General features: G+C 73.7%; 10 protein-coding genes. 7 read left to right on the top strand and 3 right to left on the bottom strand.

The genetic code is table 11. From position 1 onward, the window contains the following. On the bottom strand, positions 1-1,189 hold a 1,189-nt coding region (locus V6U77_RS28005; protein ID WP_334609750.1), incomplete at its 3' end, for an N-acetylmuramoyl-L-alanine amidase. A 20-nt stretch (positions 1,190-1,209) separates the two neighbouring features. Further along, the gene (locus V6U77_RS28000) at positions 1,210-2,661 is read right to left on the bottom strand and encodes an FG-GAP-like repeat-containing protein (RefSeq protein ID WP_334609749.1); all 1,452 of its coding nucleotides are present in this window, start codon (positions 2,659-2,661) and stop codon (positions 1,210-1,212) included. A 295-nt stretch (positions 2,662-2,956) separates the two neighbouring features. On the opposite strand from V6U77_RS28000, the gene V6U77_RS27995 reads away from it, so the two are divergent. From V6U77_RS27995 to V6U77_RS27965, 7 genes are all read left to right on the top strand, one after another. Further along, entirely contained in the window at positions 2,957-6,232 is a 3,276-nt protein-coding gene (locus V6U77_RS27995) for a DUF2961 domain-containing protein (RefSeq protein ID WP_334609748.1), read from the top strand. Beyond that, positions 6,232-8,355, top strand: a complete 2,124-nt coding sequence (locus V6U77_RS27990) for a family 43 glycosylhydrolase (RefSeq protein ID WP_334609747.1) — start codon at positions 6,232-6,234, stop codon at positions 8,353-8,355. The genes V6U77_RS27995 and V6U77_RS27990 overlap by 1 nt, the downstream gene beginning before the upstream one ends. A 122-nt stretch (positions 8,356-8,477) precedes the next feature. Further along, entirely contained in the window at positions 8,478-10,034 is a 1,557-nt protein-coding gene (locus V6U77_RS27985) for a sugar ABC transporter ATP-binding protein (protein ID WP_334609746.1), read from the top strand. Further along, positions 10,031-11,110: an ABC transporter permease gene (locus V6U77_RS27980; protein ID WP_334609745.1), complete on the top strand. Its 1,080-nt coding sequence runs from the start codon at positions 10,031-10,033 to the stop codon at positions 11,108-11,110. Before V6U77_RS27985 ends, V6U77_RS27980 begins: the two co-directional genes overlap by 4 nt. Positions 11,111-11,136: 26 nt before the next feature. Then, entirely contained in the window at positions 11,137-12,138 is a 1,002-nt protein-coding gene (locus V6U77_RS27975; RefSeq protein WP_334609744.1) for a substrate-binding domain-containing protein, read from the top strand. A 60-nt stretch (positions 12,139-12,198) separates the two neighbouring features. Next, positions 12,199-13,725: an FGGY-family carbohydrate kinase gene (locus V6U77_RS27970; protein ID WP_334609742.1), complete on the top strand. Its 1,527-nt coding sequence runs from the start codon at positions 12,199-12,201 to the stop codon at positions 13,723-13,725. Further along, positions 13,722-15,356 carry a fucose isomerase gene (locus tag V6U77_RS27965; protein WP_334609741.1) on the top strand — a complete coding sequence of 545 codons (1,635 nt, stop codon included), beginning with the start codon at positions 13,722-13,724 and terminating at the stop codon, positions 15,354-15,356. The genes V6U77_RS27970 and V6U77_RS27965 overlap by 4 nt, the downstream gene beginning before the upstream one ends. A 27-nt stretch (positions 15,357-15,383) precedes the next feature. On the opposite strand, the gene V6U77_RS27960 is transcribed toward V6U77_RS27965, so the two are convergent. Beyond that, positions 15,384-16,436 carry a LacI family DNA-binding transcriptional regulator gene (locus V6U77_RS27960; protein ID WP_334609740.1) on the bottom strand — a complete coding sequence of 351 codons (1,053 nt, stop codon included), beginning with the start codon at positions 16,434-16,436 and terminating at the stop codon, positions 15,384-15,386. Positions 16,437-16,712 lie beyond the last annotated feature (276 nt).

Raw genomic sequence — 16,712 nt, 5'->3', positions numbered from 1 at the left:
CGTCGTTGAGGTTGCCCTGGGTGAAGGCGACGATGTCGTCCTTGCCGTCGCCGGTGAAGTCAGTCGGCGACCCCGCCAGATAACGACCACCGGACCCGCCACCGGCGTTGACCAGGGAGACGTAGTGGTTCCAGTTCCAGTGGGGACCGGGGTCGGTGTGGTCGTTGCCCGGCATCTCGTGGTGGCCCTTGATCGCGGTGCGGTTCTTCGGCAGGCCGTACTTGTCGCACAGGTAGCGGGTCAGCGCCGCCGACGAGCGGTACATGCTCTCGGTGAACCAGCTCGGGTTGTCGACGTAGCCCTCGTGCTCGATGCCCACGGAGTACGGGTTGGCCGAGCGCGCGTGGTACGCGGTGTCGCCCTCGCGCACCATCTGGGTGATCTCGCCGTTGCTCGACTTCACCACGTAGTGCGCGCTCACCCCCGCCGACGGGTTCTGGAACCAGCTGATCGTGCCGGCGTACGAGCCCTGGGTCACGTGCACCACCACCGTGGTGATCCGCGCGGAGCGGCCCGCCGCGTAGTTGCCGCCGTACGCCGAGATCCAGCGGGCGGGCGCGTACTCGGGCACCGCCGCGGCGAGGGCGGCCGGTGCGGCCGTGCCGGCGGGGGCGACGCGGGCGTAGCGGCCGAGTTCCGGCCGCACCCGTTGGGGCGCCACCCGTACGGAGGCGGTGGTGACGCCGTCGCGGAGCAGGTCGTAGACGTGGTCGGCGTACAGCCGTGCGGTGGCGTCGTCGGCGGCGTGCGCGTACCGGGCGACCACCGGGTACCAGGCGGCGACGCGGTCCCGGTCGGCGGCCGTGAGCCGCTCGGCGTCGGCGAGGTCCCGCAGCAGGGCCGCGCCGCCCCTGATGTTGGCCGGGGTCTGCGACTTGAGGGCGGTCACCGGCTGCCCGGTCAGTTCGGCCGCCCGCTCCAGGCTGCGCTGGCGGGGGTTGCTGACCAGGTGCATGACGCCGTAGCCGTTGGCCTGGCTGGGCTGCCCCTCGTGCCCGTCGAGCCGGGTCTCGCCGTAGCCGACGGCGACCAGCAGGTCCCTGGGCACGTCGAACTCGCCGGCCGCCCGGGTGAAGGCCGCCTCCAGCGGGCTGGCCGGCGCGGCGGTGGCCGGCGCGACGGGGCTCAGTAGCGCCGCCGCGAGGGCGGCCGTGGCGCCCGCGCGCCAGGAGAGTCTGCTGGGTCTCATGGTGGTCTCCCGTCCGCGGGTCACAGGGTGGTCTCGCCGTTGAGGCCGAAGTAGTCGTGCCACTTGGCGCCGGCGCCGAAGGCGGTGCCGGTGGAGAGTCCGACGTAGACGTCGTTGGTGGCGCCCTTGGTGAAGACGACGATGTCGTCCCTGCCGTCGCCGTTGACGTCGGCGAGGTAGGGGAACTCGCCGCCGAGGCAGAAGAAGTCGTTCCACTTGACGGTGGTGCCGGCGAACGACGTGCCGGTGGAGATGGCGGCGTAGACGTCGGCGTTGGCGTCGCAGGTGAAGGTGACGATGTCGTCGCGCCCGTCGCCGTCGATGTCGCCGACGCGGGGCAGCTCGGCGCCGACGGCGAACAGGTCGTGCCACTTCTGCGGCGCGCCGAAGGCGGCGCCGGTGGAGCGGGCGACGATGACGTCCGAGGCGGTGTGGGGGCCCTGGGTGAAGGTGATGATGTCGTCGCGGCCGTCGCCGTCGACGTCGCCGAGGGCCGGGTACTCGCCGGTGATGGAGAAGTACTCGTGCCACTTCACCGCCGTGCCCGCGAACGACGACCCGGTGGACAGCGCCACGTAGACGTCGCCGGCGGCGTTGTGGGTGAAGGCGACGATGTCGGCGCGCCCGTCGCCGTTGACGTCGCCGACCGCGCCGATCTCCGCGCCGGGGGCGAACCAGTCGTGCCACTTCTGGCCGGCGCCGAAGCTGGTGCCGTTCGACAGCGCCACGTAGACGTCCGCGGTGTTGCCGTGCGCGAAGGTGACGACGTCGTCCCTGCCGTCGCCGTCGACGTCGCCGGTCGAGGCCGTCTCGCCGCCGATGGAGAAGAAGTCGTTCCACTTCGCCGAGGTCCCGGCGAAGCCGGCGCCCGTGGAGGTGCCGACGTAGACGTCGGCGAGGGCGTTCTGGGTGAAGGCGACGATGTCGTCGCGTCCGTCGCCGCTGACGTCGGTGGCGGATCCGCCGGCGATGGCGTGCGTACGCGCCGCCTCGTTGAGCAGGGCCCGTGCCTTGGTCGCCACCTGGTCGTAGCGGTCGGGGAAGCCGGAGCGCTGCACGCACTGGGCGACCTGGCCGGCGGTGTAGCGGGGGTTGTTCCGGTCGCAGACGATCGCGCGGGTGACGTACTGGGTGGTGGCGTAGACCGGGTCCATGATCTGCTCCGGCGTGCCCCAGCCGTAGTCCCACCGTTGCTGGAACACCCCGAGTGAGGACTTGTCGCCGCACGGCAGGTTGTTCATGTGCGACTCGACCCAGCCGGCCTCGAACGCGGAGAGCATGACCTTGTCGTTGACGTCGTGGGCGCGCGCGACCCGGTAGACGATCACGGTGATCGCGGGGTCGTGGTGGGCGGGGACGGAGGAACAGGCCAGCGTGCCGATCGGGACGTCGGCCTGGGCCGGCGCGGTCGCCACGACCGACGCCAGCGCGGTGCAGAGGCCGACCAGCAGGGCGAGGGGGGTACGTCTCACGATGCTCCTCTGAGGGGTGTCAGCGGTGCGGCGAGCGGGTCCGCCACGGGGTGCGCTGCCGCCAGGGAGGGCCGTCGGGGCTGACGGATGCGCCGCCGCGTCGACACCTCCTCGTCGGTGGGAAATCGATTGCCGAGGAGTATCGTCAGGACCCCGACGGCTGTCAATGCGTCCTGGAATCTTCCTTCGGCAACTGAGCGGCGACGGTAAAGTATTGACATCCCGCGATGTCCCCCGGTTAACTGCCGAGCAATCGATTTCCCGCGGCTCCGACGGTGATCCTGGAGGGACATCCATGAAGCCCCACGTACGCCGCTGGCTGGCTCTCGCCGCGGCGCTGGCGACCATGATCCCCCCGGTGGCGGCGCACGCCGCCGAGCCCGCCTCGGCCCCGCGCGGCGCCGGGGCGCTCGCCGTGGCCGACGACAAGGGCCCGGTCGGCTGGGACGTGTACCGCCGCCTCGACCGGCTGCCCGAGCTGGCCGCCGGCAGCCGCACCCGGCAGTTCTCCAGCTTCGCCCGCGACGGCTCGAACGACGACGGCTTCGTCGGCACCTACTCGTGCCTGCGGCAGTCCGGCGGCTGCGTCATCGCCGAGGACAGCGGGGCCGGCGAGGTGCAGTCGATCTGGTTCACCCGCGACGACGGCAACGTCAGCGCCACCGGCTGGATCCGCGTCGAGCTCGACGGCGTCACGGTCGTCGACACCAGCCTCCAGCGCCTCGTCGACGGCGGTCTCGGAAGCCCGTTCGTCTGGCCGCTGGTCACCAACGCCGACCAGACCTCCGGCGGGGTCACCGTCAAGGTCCCCATGCCCTACCGCGAGTCCATGCGGATCACCACCCAGTTCAACCCGCTGTTCCACCACGTCACCTACCGCACGTTCGCCGATTCGGTCGGGGTGTCCAGGTTCGACCCCGCCGACCCCGCCACCGACGTGGTCGAGAAGCTGCGCGCCGCCGGGCAGCGCGACCCGAAGCCGAGCCAGCCCGGCGCGAGCACCAGGACCGCCCGCGTCGACGTCCCGGCGGGCGGGCAGTCGACGCTCGCCACGCTCACCGGTCCCGCCGCCGTCACCGCGCTGCGGCTGCGCCTGCCCGACGCCGCCGCCACCGCCTCGACGCTGTCGGGCCTGCGGCTGCGGATCACCTTCGACGGGCGCGCCACGGTCGACAGCCCGGTGGGCGAGTTCTTCGGCGCCGGCCTCGGCGAGCGCTCCGTACGCTCGCTGATGTTCGCCATGGACTCCGCGCCGGGCGGCTGGTACAGCGCCTGGTGGCCGATGCCGTTCCGCTCCGCCGCGACGGTGTCGCTCGCCAACACCACCGGCGCCCCCGTCACCGGCGTCCAGGCGGAGCTGACCACCGCGCCGGGCGCCGCCTGGACCGGCGCGCTCGCCGCCGACGGCGCCGCCGGCTACTTCACCACCCGGTCGCGCCGCGCCGAGACCGTGGGCGGCAACGACTGGATCGTCGCCGAGCAGGCCGGCCGGGGACGCTTCGTCGGGGTGTCCCAGACCGCCCGCGGGCACATCGTCGGCGGCAACACCCGCAACTACCTGGAGGGCGACGAGCGCATCCACGTCGACGGCTCGCCCACGCCGCAGATCCACGGCACCGGCACGGAGGACTTCTACGAGTCCGGCTGGTACTTCAACCGCGGCGAGTACAGCGGCGTCTTCACCGGCAACACCGCCCACCTGTTGCGCACCGGCGGCTGCGCCGACGAGTGCGACGCCATGTACCGGCTGATGATCGGCGACGCGGTGCCCTACGCCACGGCGCTGCGCTTCGGCATCGAGCACGGCCCGGCCAACGACATGCCGGCCGACTACGCCTCGACCGCCTTCCTCTACACCCAGCCGACCGTCGCCCTGCGCCGCACCGACACGCTGGTCACCGGCGACGCCGCCAGCCGCTCCGGGCACGCGTACACCGACGCCGGGACCCAGTACCCGCTGACCGCCCCCTACGAGGGCGACGACGACAACGTCGCCGTCACCGGCCAGGTCCGCGCCAGCGGCGGCGCCGTCAGCTTCCGGCTCGCCGTCGACCCCGCCAACCAGGGCGTACGGCTGCGCCGGCACGGCGACCAGGCCGGCGCGTACCAGCAGGTCGCCGTGTCGGTCGACGGCCGGCCGGCCGGCGTGTGGCGGCAACCGCTGGGCAACGACCGGCAGCGCTGGCTGGCCGACGAGTTCGTCCTCCCGGCCGCCCTGACCGCCGGCCGGTCGACGGTCACGCTCACCCTGACCCCGACCGCCGGCACCCCGGCCTGGACGGCGGCCCGCTACGAGGCCGACAGCATGGTCGCCCCGTTCCCCGACACCACCGCGCCGGGCGCGGTCGCCGGCCTGGGCCTGGCCGGCGGCCGGGTGCACGCCGTCGGCCTGTCCTGGTCGGCGTCGCCGGACGACGTGGGTGTCGCCGGCTACCGGGTCTACGCCTCGCGCAACCCCGGCGTGGCGATCACCCCGGCCAACCTGGTCGGCACGACCCGCGCGACCGCCTTCCGGCACGGCCCGCTGCCGGCCGGACAGACCCGCCACTACCGGGTCGTCGCGGTCGACGGCACCGGCAACACCTCCGCGCCCTCGACCGAGGTGTCGGCCACCACCCGCACCCGCAACACCAGCGACGCCAACGGCGACCGCCGCGACGACGCCGTCGCGTTCACCCGGGGCGCCACCGCCGACGTGAGCACGTCCCTGTCGGACGGCACCCGGTTCGTGCCGGACGGCCGGAGGTGGAACGACTTCTTCGCCGTCGGCGAGGAGATCCCGCTCACCGGCGACGTCGACGGCGACGGGCGCGCGGACATCATCACGTTCACCCGTGGCGACAGCGCCGACGTCTACGTGGGGCTGTCCACCGGCACGACGTACGCCGCCGGGGTCAAGTGGCACGACTTCTTCGCCACCGGCACGGAGATCCCCGCCATCGGCGACGTGAACGGCGACGGGCGCGCGGACATCATCACCTTCACCCGGGGCGCGGCGGGCGACGTGTACGTGGCGCTGTCGACCGGCAGCGGCTTCGGCCCGGGCGTCAAGTGGCACGACCACTTCGCCCTCGGCGACGAGCTGCCGGCGGTCGGCGACGTCGACGGCGACGGTCGCGACGACATCGTGACGTTCACCCGGGGCGCCACCGGCGACGCGTTCGTCTCCCTCTCCGACGGCACCCGGTTCGTCGAGGACGGCTGGAAGTGGCACGACTCGATCGCGCCCGGCAACCACCTGCCGGCGCTGGGCGACGTCGACGGCGACGGGCGCGACGACGTCGTGACCTTCGCCCGGGGCACCACCGGCGACGTGTTCGTCGCGCTCTCCGACGGCACGCGGTTCGTCGCGCAGGCCGGCAGGTGGCACGACTGGTTCTCGGTGGGCGACGAGCTGCCCGGCATCGGCGACTTCAACGGCGACGGAAGGGCGGACATCGTGACGTACACCCGGGGGACCGGAGCGGACACGTACGTGGCGCTGTCGACCGGCGGCGGCTTCGGCTCCGGGGTCAGGTGGCACGACCAGTTCGCGCCCGGCACCGACCTGCCCCGCCCGAGCGTGTCGTGATGCGCGCGCCCCGGCTGCTCGCGGTGCTCCTGCTCGGCGCCGCGCTGCTGACCGCCCCGGCCGCGCCGGCCGCCGCCGCCGACGTCGTACGAGCCGAGGCGGAGTCGCTGACGGTGGTGTCGGCCACGGCCCCGGTCGAGGCGCAGGCCAACTGCTGCGGGGTCTCCTGGTCGGCCGGCCGCCAGTTGTGGCTGCGCGCGGCCCGGGCGGGGGACTCGGTCACCGTGACGCTGCCGTCGGTGCCGGCCGGGCAGTACGACATCGGCGGCGTGCTCACCCGCGCCGCCGACTACGGCACCCTGCGCTTCGCCGTGGACGGGGTGGCCGTCGGCCAGCTCTTCGACGGCTACGCCCCGACCGTGCGGCGCGTCGAGGCCGTACCGCTGGGGTCGGCCTCGCTCACCGCCGGCACCCACCGGCTGACGGTGACGGTGACCGGCCGCTCCGGCTCCTCGACCGGGTTCTTCGCGGGCCTGGACACGCTCACCCTGCGCCGCGTCGGCCCGCTGGCGGCGGTCACCACGACGGCGTACGAGACGGTGGGCGAGACGCCGGCGCGCGGGCCGCTGACCCGGGTCTACGACCCGGGCGTGGGGGAGCCGACGGCGTGGTACTACAACGACCACACGATCGTGCGTGACCAGCGGACCGGCCTGTGGCACGCCTTCGCCATCGCCCACGCCGAGCCGGGCGCGCCGCAGGACGAGAAGAGCTTCGGCCACGCCACGGCGCCCACGCCCACCGGGCCGTGGACGAAGCAACGACCGGCGCTGACGGCCGACCCGGCGAGGGGCGAACAGTGGATCTGGGCCCCGCACGTCGTCCACGACCAGGGCACCTACTACATGTTCTACGCGGCCGGCAGCGGCGACTACGCGAACTACCGTATGCACCTGGCCACCTCGACCGACCTGTTCACCTGGACCCGCAGCCCCGCCAACCCGCTGTTCACCGACGGCTGGGAGGCACGCGACCCGATGGTGACCCGCGTCGGTGACCGCTGGGTCATGTACTACACGGCCACCTCGGACCCGCAGGGCGGCAACCACGTCGTCGCCTACCGCACCAGCACCGACCTGCGCACGTGGAGCGGGCGGGGCGTCGCGTACGCGTCGCCGCACACCGGGCGGGCGGCCGGGCAGACGGAGTCGCCGTTCGTGGTGCGCCGGGGGGACTGGTGGTACCTCCTCGTCTGTTGCGACGGCACCGACTACGGCGCGGCGTACCGGCGCACGGCGGTCTACCGCAGCCGCGACCCCCTGCGCTTCGAGGGGGCGGAGAAGGTGACCGTGCTCGACGCGCACGCCGCGGAGGTCGTGGTGGACGGCGACACCTGGTACCTCAGCCACGCCGGCTGGGGCCAGGGCGGGCTGTGGCTCGCCCCGCTGACCTGGTCCACCCAGGTCGTGGCCCGGGGCTACCAGGTGAGCACCGGCTTCCTGCGCGCCGACGTACGCACCTGGCCGCACACCCGCCTCGCGTCGCTGGCGGTCGATCCGGCCGGCGGCGGGGCGTACCGGTCGGCGCTGGACTCGTCGCACCGGGGGACCGGCCCCTACCTGGCGGTCGGGCGCTTCGACGTCACCGACAGGGCGGGCCCGCCGGCGCGGGTGGACGTCTCCGCCGACGGCTCCCGGATCAACCTGGTCGGCATCCGGATGGGCGACGAGCCGGTCACCGCCGACTGGCTGCTGACGGTGGCGCCGCGCTGGACCGGGCCGGCGTTGCAGAGCGACGTCACCTGGTCGGTGAGCGGCCCGACGACGACGCCGGTGTGGGAGGTGGCGTTCAACGTCGACGGCGCCCTGCCGTCGGTCGGGGATCCCGCCGTGGCGGCTCGCCCGACCGGGGACGTGACCGGGATGCCGACCTGGTCGATGACCTCCGGGGCGAACCTGTCCCTCGTCGCCGCGCACCGCTGGGCCTCGGCGTGGCGCGGCGACAACACCTGGTACGACGCCGGCCACGCGATGGCGGCCTGGCAGCCGCTGTGGCGCAACGGGGGCATGGCGTGGCAGCCGGGGTCGTACGCGGGCGGGACGTGGCGGTTCGCCGCCAGCGGGGTGGGGCGGGACACCGTGTTCGCCGAGACCGTGCACGCGGCGGTCAACGCGGTGCCCTGAGGGGGCTACCGGTGCGGGTCGGGCGGCGACGCGGCGGCCCGGCCCGTACCGGGGGCGTTGACATGACTTCGACGCTCGTCTATGTTGCCAGAAATCGATTTCCGATCTTCCCGGAGGCCCGCGTGAGCGACCAGGTCGTCGTCGCCATGTCCGGCATCGTGAAGCGCTTCGGCGGCGTGCACGCCCTGCGCGGCGTCGACCTCGTCCTGCGCGCCGGCGAGGTGCACGCCCTGCTGGGGGAGAACGGGGCCGGCAAGTCCACCCTGATCAACATCCTCTCCGGCGTCGTCACCGACTACGACGGGCGGATCTCGATCGGCGGCGACCCCGTACGCTTCGCCGGCCCGGCCGCCGCCCAGGCCGCCGGCATCGCCACCATCCACCAGGAACTCGACCTCGTGCCGGCGCTGTCCGTGGCCGAGAACCTCGTGCTCGGCCGTGAGCCGCGCACCCGGCTGCGGACCCTCGACCGGCGGGCGATGACCCGCGCCGCCCGGGACTGGCTCGACCCGCTCGGCGCGCGGATCGACCCGCGTCGGCCCGTCGGCTCGCTGCGCGTCGGCGAGCAGCAGCTCGTCGAGATCGCCAAGGCGCTCTCCCTCGACGCCCGCGTGCTCATCATGGACGAGCCGACCGCCGCGCTCGCCGACGCCGAGGTGCGGCGGCTGATGTCCACCATCCACGCGCTGCGCGAGCGCGGCGTGGCCGTCGTCTACATCTCCCACCGGCTCGAGGAGATCGAGCGCATCGCCGACCGCGCCACCGTCCTGCGCAACGGCGAGGTGGCCGGCACGCTGCGCCCGGACCGCGCCGACCGGCAGCGGATCATCACCCTGATGGTCGGCCGCCCGGCGGAGGCGCTGTTCAGCGCGGGATCCGCCGGACCCGCGCGCCCGGTCGGGCCCCCGGTGCTGCAGGTGGACGACCTCGCCGTACGGCCCCGGGGCACCCGCCCCGGGCGCTGCGAACCCGCCGGCGTCAGCCTGACCGTCCGCGCCGGGGAGATCGTCGGCCTGGCCGGCCTGATGGGGGCGGGCCGCACCGAGCTGCTGGAGACCCTGTACGGCGCCGGCCCGCCCGGCCGCCGCGGCGGCCAGGTCCGGCTGGCCGGGCGCCCGTACGCCCCGCGCAACCCCCGGTCCGCGCTGCGCGCCGGCGTCGGCTTCGTGCCGGAGGACCGCCGCCGCTCCGCCCTGGTGCTCGAGCACCCCGTCGGCCGCAGCATCGTGCTGGCCGCCCTGCGCCGGCTCAGCACCGCCGGGATCGTCCGCAACGGACGCGAGCGCGACGCGGTGCGCCGACAGGTCGCCGCGCTGGCGATCAGGACGCCGTCGGCCGCCGCGCCGGTCGGCTCCCTCTCCGGCGGCAACCAGCAGAAGGTCGTCTTCGCCCGGCACCTGCTCACCCGCCCCCGCCTGCTGCTGCTCGACGAGCCGACCCGCGGCGTCGACGTCGGTGCCAAGGCGGAGATCTACCGGCTGCTGCGCCGGCTCGCCGACGACGGGATGGGCATCCTGCTCGCCTCGTCGGAGCTGCCCGAGCTGACCGGCGTCTGCGACCGGATCGTGGTGCTGCGGCGCGGCCGGGCCGTCGCGGAGCTGCCGGTGGCCGGCTGCACGGGCGAGGACATCCTGACCGCGGCCATGGGCGGCACGGCCGCCGGAAGGGACGAGCGATGACCCACCTGCGCGCACCGGGCAAGGGAGCCGGCACGCCGGTGCCGGCCGGCGGCGGCACGGCGGGCGACGAGCGGCGGTGGCGCGCAGCGGGCGGCCGGGGCGAGCTGGTCGAGCGGCTCTTCGCCGTGCAGAGCCTCTTCGCGCTGCTGCTGGTGTTCGTGCTGGCCGTCGCCGTGTCGCCCCGCCGCGACGGCGAGATCCTGTTCCTGTCCACGGAGAACCTCGGCAACATCGTCCGGGCGGTGTCCGAGATCGGGATCATCGCGGTCGGCATGACGTTCGTCGTGCTGCTCGGCGGCATCGACCTCTCCGTCGGCGCCATCCTCGGCCTGTCCGCCGTCGGCACCGCGACGCTGATGGTCGACTCGGGGCTCGGCATCCTGCCGGCGGTCACCGTCGTCCTGCTGATCGGCGCCCTCTTCGGCGCGTTGCAGGGCTACGCGACGGCGCGGCTCGGCATCCAGTCGTTCATCGTCACCCTCGCGGGGCTCCAGGTGGCGCGCGGCCTCGCCCGGATCTGGTCGGGCGGGCTGGGCATCCCGATCGCCTACGGCGACGGTCCGCAGGAGGCGCCCCCGGCGTTCGAGATCCTCAACGGCACCATCAACGGGGTGGTGCCCGTCCCCGCGGTGCTGTTCATCGGCATCGGGGTGGCCGCGATCGTCGTGCTGCGCAAGACCGCGTTCGCCCGCCACGTCTACGCCATCGGCGGCAACGAGAAGGCCGCCCGGCTCTCGGGCGTTCCCGTGCTGCGGGTCAAGGTCGCGGTCTTCGCCATCGCCGGCCTGCTCGCCGCGGTGGCCGGCATCGTCCACGCGGGACAGCTCAACCAGGGCAGCCCCAACGACGGCGCCGGCTACGAACTCGACGCCATCGCCGCCGTGGTGATCGGCGGCACCAGCCTCGCCGGGGGCACCGGCTCCATGGGCGGCACCCTCGCCGGGGCGCTGCTGCTCGGCATCCTCAACAACATCCTCGCGCTCAACAACATCGACGCCAACGTGCAGCTGCTGATCAAGGGACTGGTGATCGTGGCCGCCGCCGGGCTGCAGAAGCTTCGCCGCAGCATCGCCTGAACCACCACCGAACAAGGAGCGTCATCATGCGCACCCGTACCGTCCTTCTCGCGCTGCTGTGCACCGGCGCGCTCGTCGCCTCCGCCGCGTGCAGCGTGCGGAAGCCGTCCGACGGCCGCGACGCGGCGGCCGCGAACTGCGGCGCCGGCAAGGAATTCCTGATCGGCATGTCGCAGGCCAACAACGCCGAGCCCTACCGGCAGGTCATGAACAACGACGTGCAGACGGCGGCGAAGTCCGTCCCCGGGTTCAGCGTGGTGGTCTCCGACGCGGCGCAGGACAACAGCAAGCAGGTCGCCGACGTGGAGAACTTCCTCACCCAGAAGATCGACCTGCTGATCATCTCGCCGAACGAGGCCAAGCCGCTGACCGCCGTGGTGCGCAAGGCACACGACCGGGGAATTCCGGTCATCGTGCTCGACCGCAAGGTGGAGGGCGAGGCGTACACGGCCTTCATCGGCGGGGACAACGTCGCGATCGGCAGGGCCGCCGGCGAGTTCTACGCCACGACGCTGCTACCCGGCGGCGGTAAGGTCATCGAGATCGCCGGGCTGCCCGGCTCCACGCCGGCGGCCGAACGCGCCCAGGGCTTCCGGGAGGGCATCGCGGCCAACCCCAAGATCGAGGTCGTCGCCTCCCAGCCGGGGGACTGGCTGCGGGAGAAGGGCCAGTCGGTGGCCGACGCGCTGCTCAAGGCCCACCCCAACGCCGCCGCCGTCTACGCCCACAACGACCCGATGGCCGAGGGCGCGTACCTGGCGGCGAAGGCCGCCGGGCTGCACACGAAGGTGAAGTTCACCGGCATCGACGCGCTGCCGGTGCCGTCGGGCGGCATCAAGGCCGTCGAGCAGGGCCGGCTCGCGGCGACCTTCCAGTACGCCACGGGCGGCCGGGAGGCCGTCGACCTGGCCCGCAGGATCCTCGTCGACTGCGACAAGGACGTCCCGCGCGCCACCACCCTCGACACGATGCGCATCACCAGGGAGAACGCCGCCGAGACGTACGCGAAGCTCGGTGGCGTCGCGTGAGCGCCGCGCGGCGCGGCCCGACGGCCGCGCCGCGGACCTGACGAGCGGGGGGGAGCCGGCATGACGGTGGCCGCGGTGCTCGGGGTCGACATCGGCACGTCCAGCAGCAAGGGCGTCCTGGTCGACCTGTCCGGGCGCGTGCTGCGCTCCGCGGTGCGGGAGCACCGGGTGGACCGGCCGCGACCGGGCTGGGTGGAGATGGACGGCCGCGTCTGGTGGGACGAGTTCGTCGCCCTCACCCGTGAGCTGCTCGCCCCCGGCGACGCCCACGTGGTGTCGGTCGGGGTCAGCGGGATGGGACCGTGCGTGCTGCTCACCGACGCCGCCGGCACGCCCCTGCGCCCGGCCATCCTCTACGGGGTCGACACCCGGTCCACGCCGCAGATCGCCCGGCTCACCGCGCGCTTCGGCGCCGACGAGATCCTGCGCCGGTGCGGCTCGACGCTGTCCACCCAGGCGGCGGGGGCGAAGGTCGCCTGGGTCGCCGACGCCGAACCGGAGCTGTTCCGCCGGGCCCGGCGGCTGTTCATGCCGAGCTCCTGGCTGGTCTTCAAGCTGACCGGTCGCTACCTGCTCGACCAGCACTCCGCGAGCCAGTGCACCCCGCTGTACGACAGCGCGGAGCAGAACTGGTTCCGCCCCTGGGTCGACGAGATCGCCCCGGAACTGGAGCTGCCCGAGCTGCGCTGGCCCGGCGACGTGGCCGGGGCCGTCACCGCCGGGGCCGCGGTGGCGACCGGGTTGCGGGCCGGCACCCCGGTCGTGGCCGGGACGATCGACGCCTGGTCGGAGGCGGTCAGCGTGGGCGCCCAGGGCGTCGGCGACCTGATGCTCATGTACGGCACGACGATGTTCCTCGTGCACACGGTGCCGCACCGGCTGACCACCCCGTCGCTGTGGGGCACGGTCGGTGCGTTCCCGGGCACCCGCAACCTGGCCGGCGGCATGGCGACCTCCGGGGCGGTCACCGGGTGGCTGCGGGAGCTTTTCGGCGCCGCCGACTATCCCGAACTGCTCCGCCTGGCCGAGCGGTCCGGGCCGGGCGCGCGGGGACTGCTCATGCTGCCGTTCTTCGCCGGGGAACGGACACCCATCCTGGATCCCGACGCCCGTGGCGTGATCGCCGGCCTGACGCTCTCGCACGGGCGCGGCGACATCTACCGGGCCGCGCTGGAGGCGACCGGGCTGGCGGTGCGCCACAACGTCGAGACGATCGAGGCGGCCGGCGGCGACATCCGTCGCGTCGTGGCGGTCGGTGGTGGCACCCGGGGCGGCCTCTGGACGCAGATCGTCTCGGACGTCACCGGCCGGGCGCAGCACATCCCGTCGATCACCGTCGGCGCGAGCTACGGCGCGGCCCACCTCGCCGCCGGCGCCGTGCAGCGGGTCGACATCCACCGGTGGAACCCGATCCGGGAGGTCCGCGAGCCGCGCCCGGAGCTCGCCGCCGACTACGACGAGCTGTACCGGCTGTACCGGCAGCTGTACGCCGGTTCGAGATCAGTCGCCCACGCGTTGGCCGCCCGGCAGACGCGCCTCGCGACCCCGCCAGGCCCCGACGAGTCAGTGGAGGAAGTCGACCCGTGAGCAACTACACCATGCCGGTGCTGGTCGAGCCGCCGGCCGCCGCCCCCGACACGGTCTACACGATCGCCAGCGGCGACCTGCGGCCGGCCGCGAACGTCACCGGTTGGCCGACCCAGCATCGCCTGGAGACCGACCTCGCCGCGGCGGTGGCCGCCCTGGGCTGGCACACCCGGCGGGCCCATCCGGTGGACGACCGCGCGGGTCACGGCTTCATCGACAGCCAGCGCGCCGGGATCGAGGTCTTCCAGCAGATTCCCCTCGACGCCCCGCTCGTCGTCGTGGAGGCGGTGTGGCAGTACAGCCACCACGTGCTGGCCGGGCTGCGCGCCCACCGCGGCCCGATCCTGCTCGTGGCGAACTGGAGCGGCGAGTTCCCGGGCCTGGTCGGCCTGCTGAACCTCGCCGGCAGCCTCACCAAGGCGGGCGTGCGGTACTCGGCGCTGTGGAGCGAGGACTTCACCGACGAGTGGGCGCGCGACGGGCTGAAGGCCTGGCTGGAGACCGGCGAGGTGCGCCACGACGAGAGCCACGTGCGGGACCTGCCGCCGCTGCCGTCCGACCCCGAGGTCGCGCTCGGCGTGGCGCTGGCCCGGCAGCTGCGGCGCCGGCCGGCCGTCATCGGCATCTTCGACGAGGGCTGCATGGGCATGTACAACGCCATCATCGACGACGAGCTGCTCAACCCGCTCGGCATCTACAAGGAGCGGCTGTCGCAGAGCGCGCTGGTCGCGGAGATGTCGCGGGTGCCCGACGAGGAGGCGCAGGCCGTGCGGGCATGGCTCGACGCCGCCGGGATGACCTTCCACACCGGCACGGACGAGGCCACCGAGCTGACCGACGCCCAACTGCTCAGCCAGTTCAAGATGTACGTCGCCGCGCTGCGCATCGCCGACGACTTCGGCCTCGACGCGGTCGGCATCCAGTACCAGCAGGGTCTCAAGGACACCGTGCCGGCGAGCGACCTGGCCGAAGGGCTGCTCAACGACGTGACGCGGCCGCCGGTGACCAGCCGGGACGGCTCGCGCGAGCTCTACGCCGGCCGGGCCCTGCCGCACTTCAACGAGGTCGACGAGGGCGTCGCGGTGGATTCGCTGGTCACCAACCGGATCTGGACCGCGATGGGGATGGACCCGGCCACGACGCTGCACGACATCCGCTGGGGGGAGCAGTACGGAGCGGACTTCGTCTGGGTGTTCGAGATCTCCGGCTCGGTCCCCGCGTCACACAACGGCGGCTACGACCGGTCGTACAGCATGCGGCAGCCGCCGATGTACTTCCCGCTGGGCGGGGGCACCCTGAGTGGTGTCTCCCGGCCGGGCGAGATCGTCTGGTCGCGGATCTTCATCATGGACGGGGTGCTGCACGCCGACCTGGGCCGGGGCACCGTCGTGGAGTTGCCGGCCGCCGAGACGCGGCGTCGGCTGCGGGCCACCACCCCGCAGTGGCCGATCATGCACGCCGTCCTGCACGGCGTCGGCCGCGACCAGCTGATGGCCCGGCACAAGGCCAACCACGTCAACGTGGTCTACGCGGACGACGCCGACGCCGCCGACCGCGCCCTGCGGGTCAAGGCCGCGATGCTCGACGCGCTGGGCGTACGCGTGCACCTGTGCGGTGACGTGGCGCTGTGAGCCGGGGCGGGTGCTCCCGACGCCGGCTCACCGGGCCCCGGCGGGCCGGCGTCGGCCGTCCACCGGCTGCCCGCCCGGCCGGGGGACGGACCGGACCGAACTCTCGCGTACCCGCAGGGTCGTGCGCAGGGTCACCGTGGAGGACGCCTTCGCCGGGTTGGCGATCCGCTCGGTGAGCAGCGACGCCGCAGCCCGCCCCAGGTCGTACGTGGGCTGCGCGACCGTGCTCAGCGAGGGCCGCACCAGGTGGGCCCAGGGGATGTCGTCGAAGCCGACCACGCCACACCGGTCGGGCACGGCGACACCCCTGTCGACGAGGCACTCCACCGCGCCCACCGTCATCAGGTTGTTGGTGACGAAGACGGCGTCCGGCGGCTCGGCCGCGTGCAGCAGGGACGCCATGGCCTGGTAGCCGCCGTCCTCGCGGAAGTCGGCGTACCGGACCAGTTCCTCCGGCACGCTCCGGCCGGCCGCGCGCAGGGCCTGCTGGTATCCGCGTAGCCGCTGCACGGCGGTGGAGATCCGGCGGGGTCCGGTGATGCAGGCGATCCGGCGGTAGCCGCCGTCGACCAGGTGGGCGGTGGCCGTCTCGGCGCCGTGGACGTTGTCCACGAGCACGGTGTCCACGGACACCCCGTGGGGCTGCCGGTCGATGGCCACGACCGGCATCGCGGCCTCGGTGAGCCGGTTGATCAGCGCCGGGCGCCCCGACGGCGAGATGATCACACCGGCCATCCGCTCGGCCAGGGCGGCCGTCACGTATCGGGTCTCCTTGTCGGGATCCTCGTCGCCGTTGCAGAGGACCACGGAGAAGCCCGCCTCCTGCGCCACGTCCTCGATGCCGCGCACCAGCGAGGTGAAGAACGGGTTGCCGATGTCGGAGATGATGACCGCCCACAGGCTGGTGCGCTGCCGGCGCAGGCTGCGGGCGACCGCGTTGGGCCGGTAGTCCAGGTCGGACATCGCCTGGCGTACCCGCGCCGCCAGGTCCGGATCCACCGACGAGTGCCCGTTGAGCACCCGGGACACCGTCGACGCCGAGACCTCGGCCATCCGCGCCACGTCATAGATGGTCGTCATGCGGTCGTCCCCTGTCGGTGTTCCGCGCCCAGTCCCGCATCGCAGCCCCGGATGCGACCGTGCGGGCGCCACCGTCCGTCGCGGTCCACCATCCGAGAGTGGTCGCCTGAGATCCTATCTGGTGGGGAATCGATTTCTCCCGGCCGTCCCGGCCGCGCCTGCGCGTCGGCGGAAACCCGGCCCCCGCCCGGCCGGGGTGCGGCTGCCGGCGGGGATGCCCCCAGCCGCGCGGCGGACGCGTCGCGCCGCATGCCGCGCGGGCGAGGCGGCCGGCCG

The organism is Micromonospora sp. CPCC 205546 (genome assembly GCF_036902715.1).
Classification (GTDB): Bacteria; Actinomycetota; Actinomycetes; order Mycobacteriales; family Micromonosporaceae; genus Micromonospora.
The sequence above is the reverse complement of the archived record's forward strand: the minus strand, read 5'-3'. Positions and strand labels throughout refer to the sequence as shown.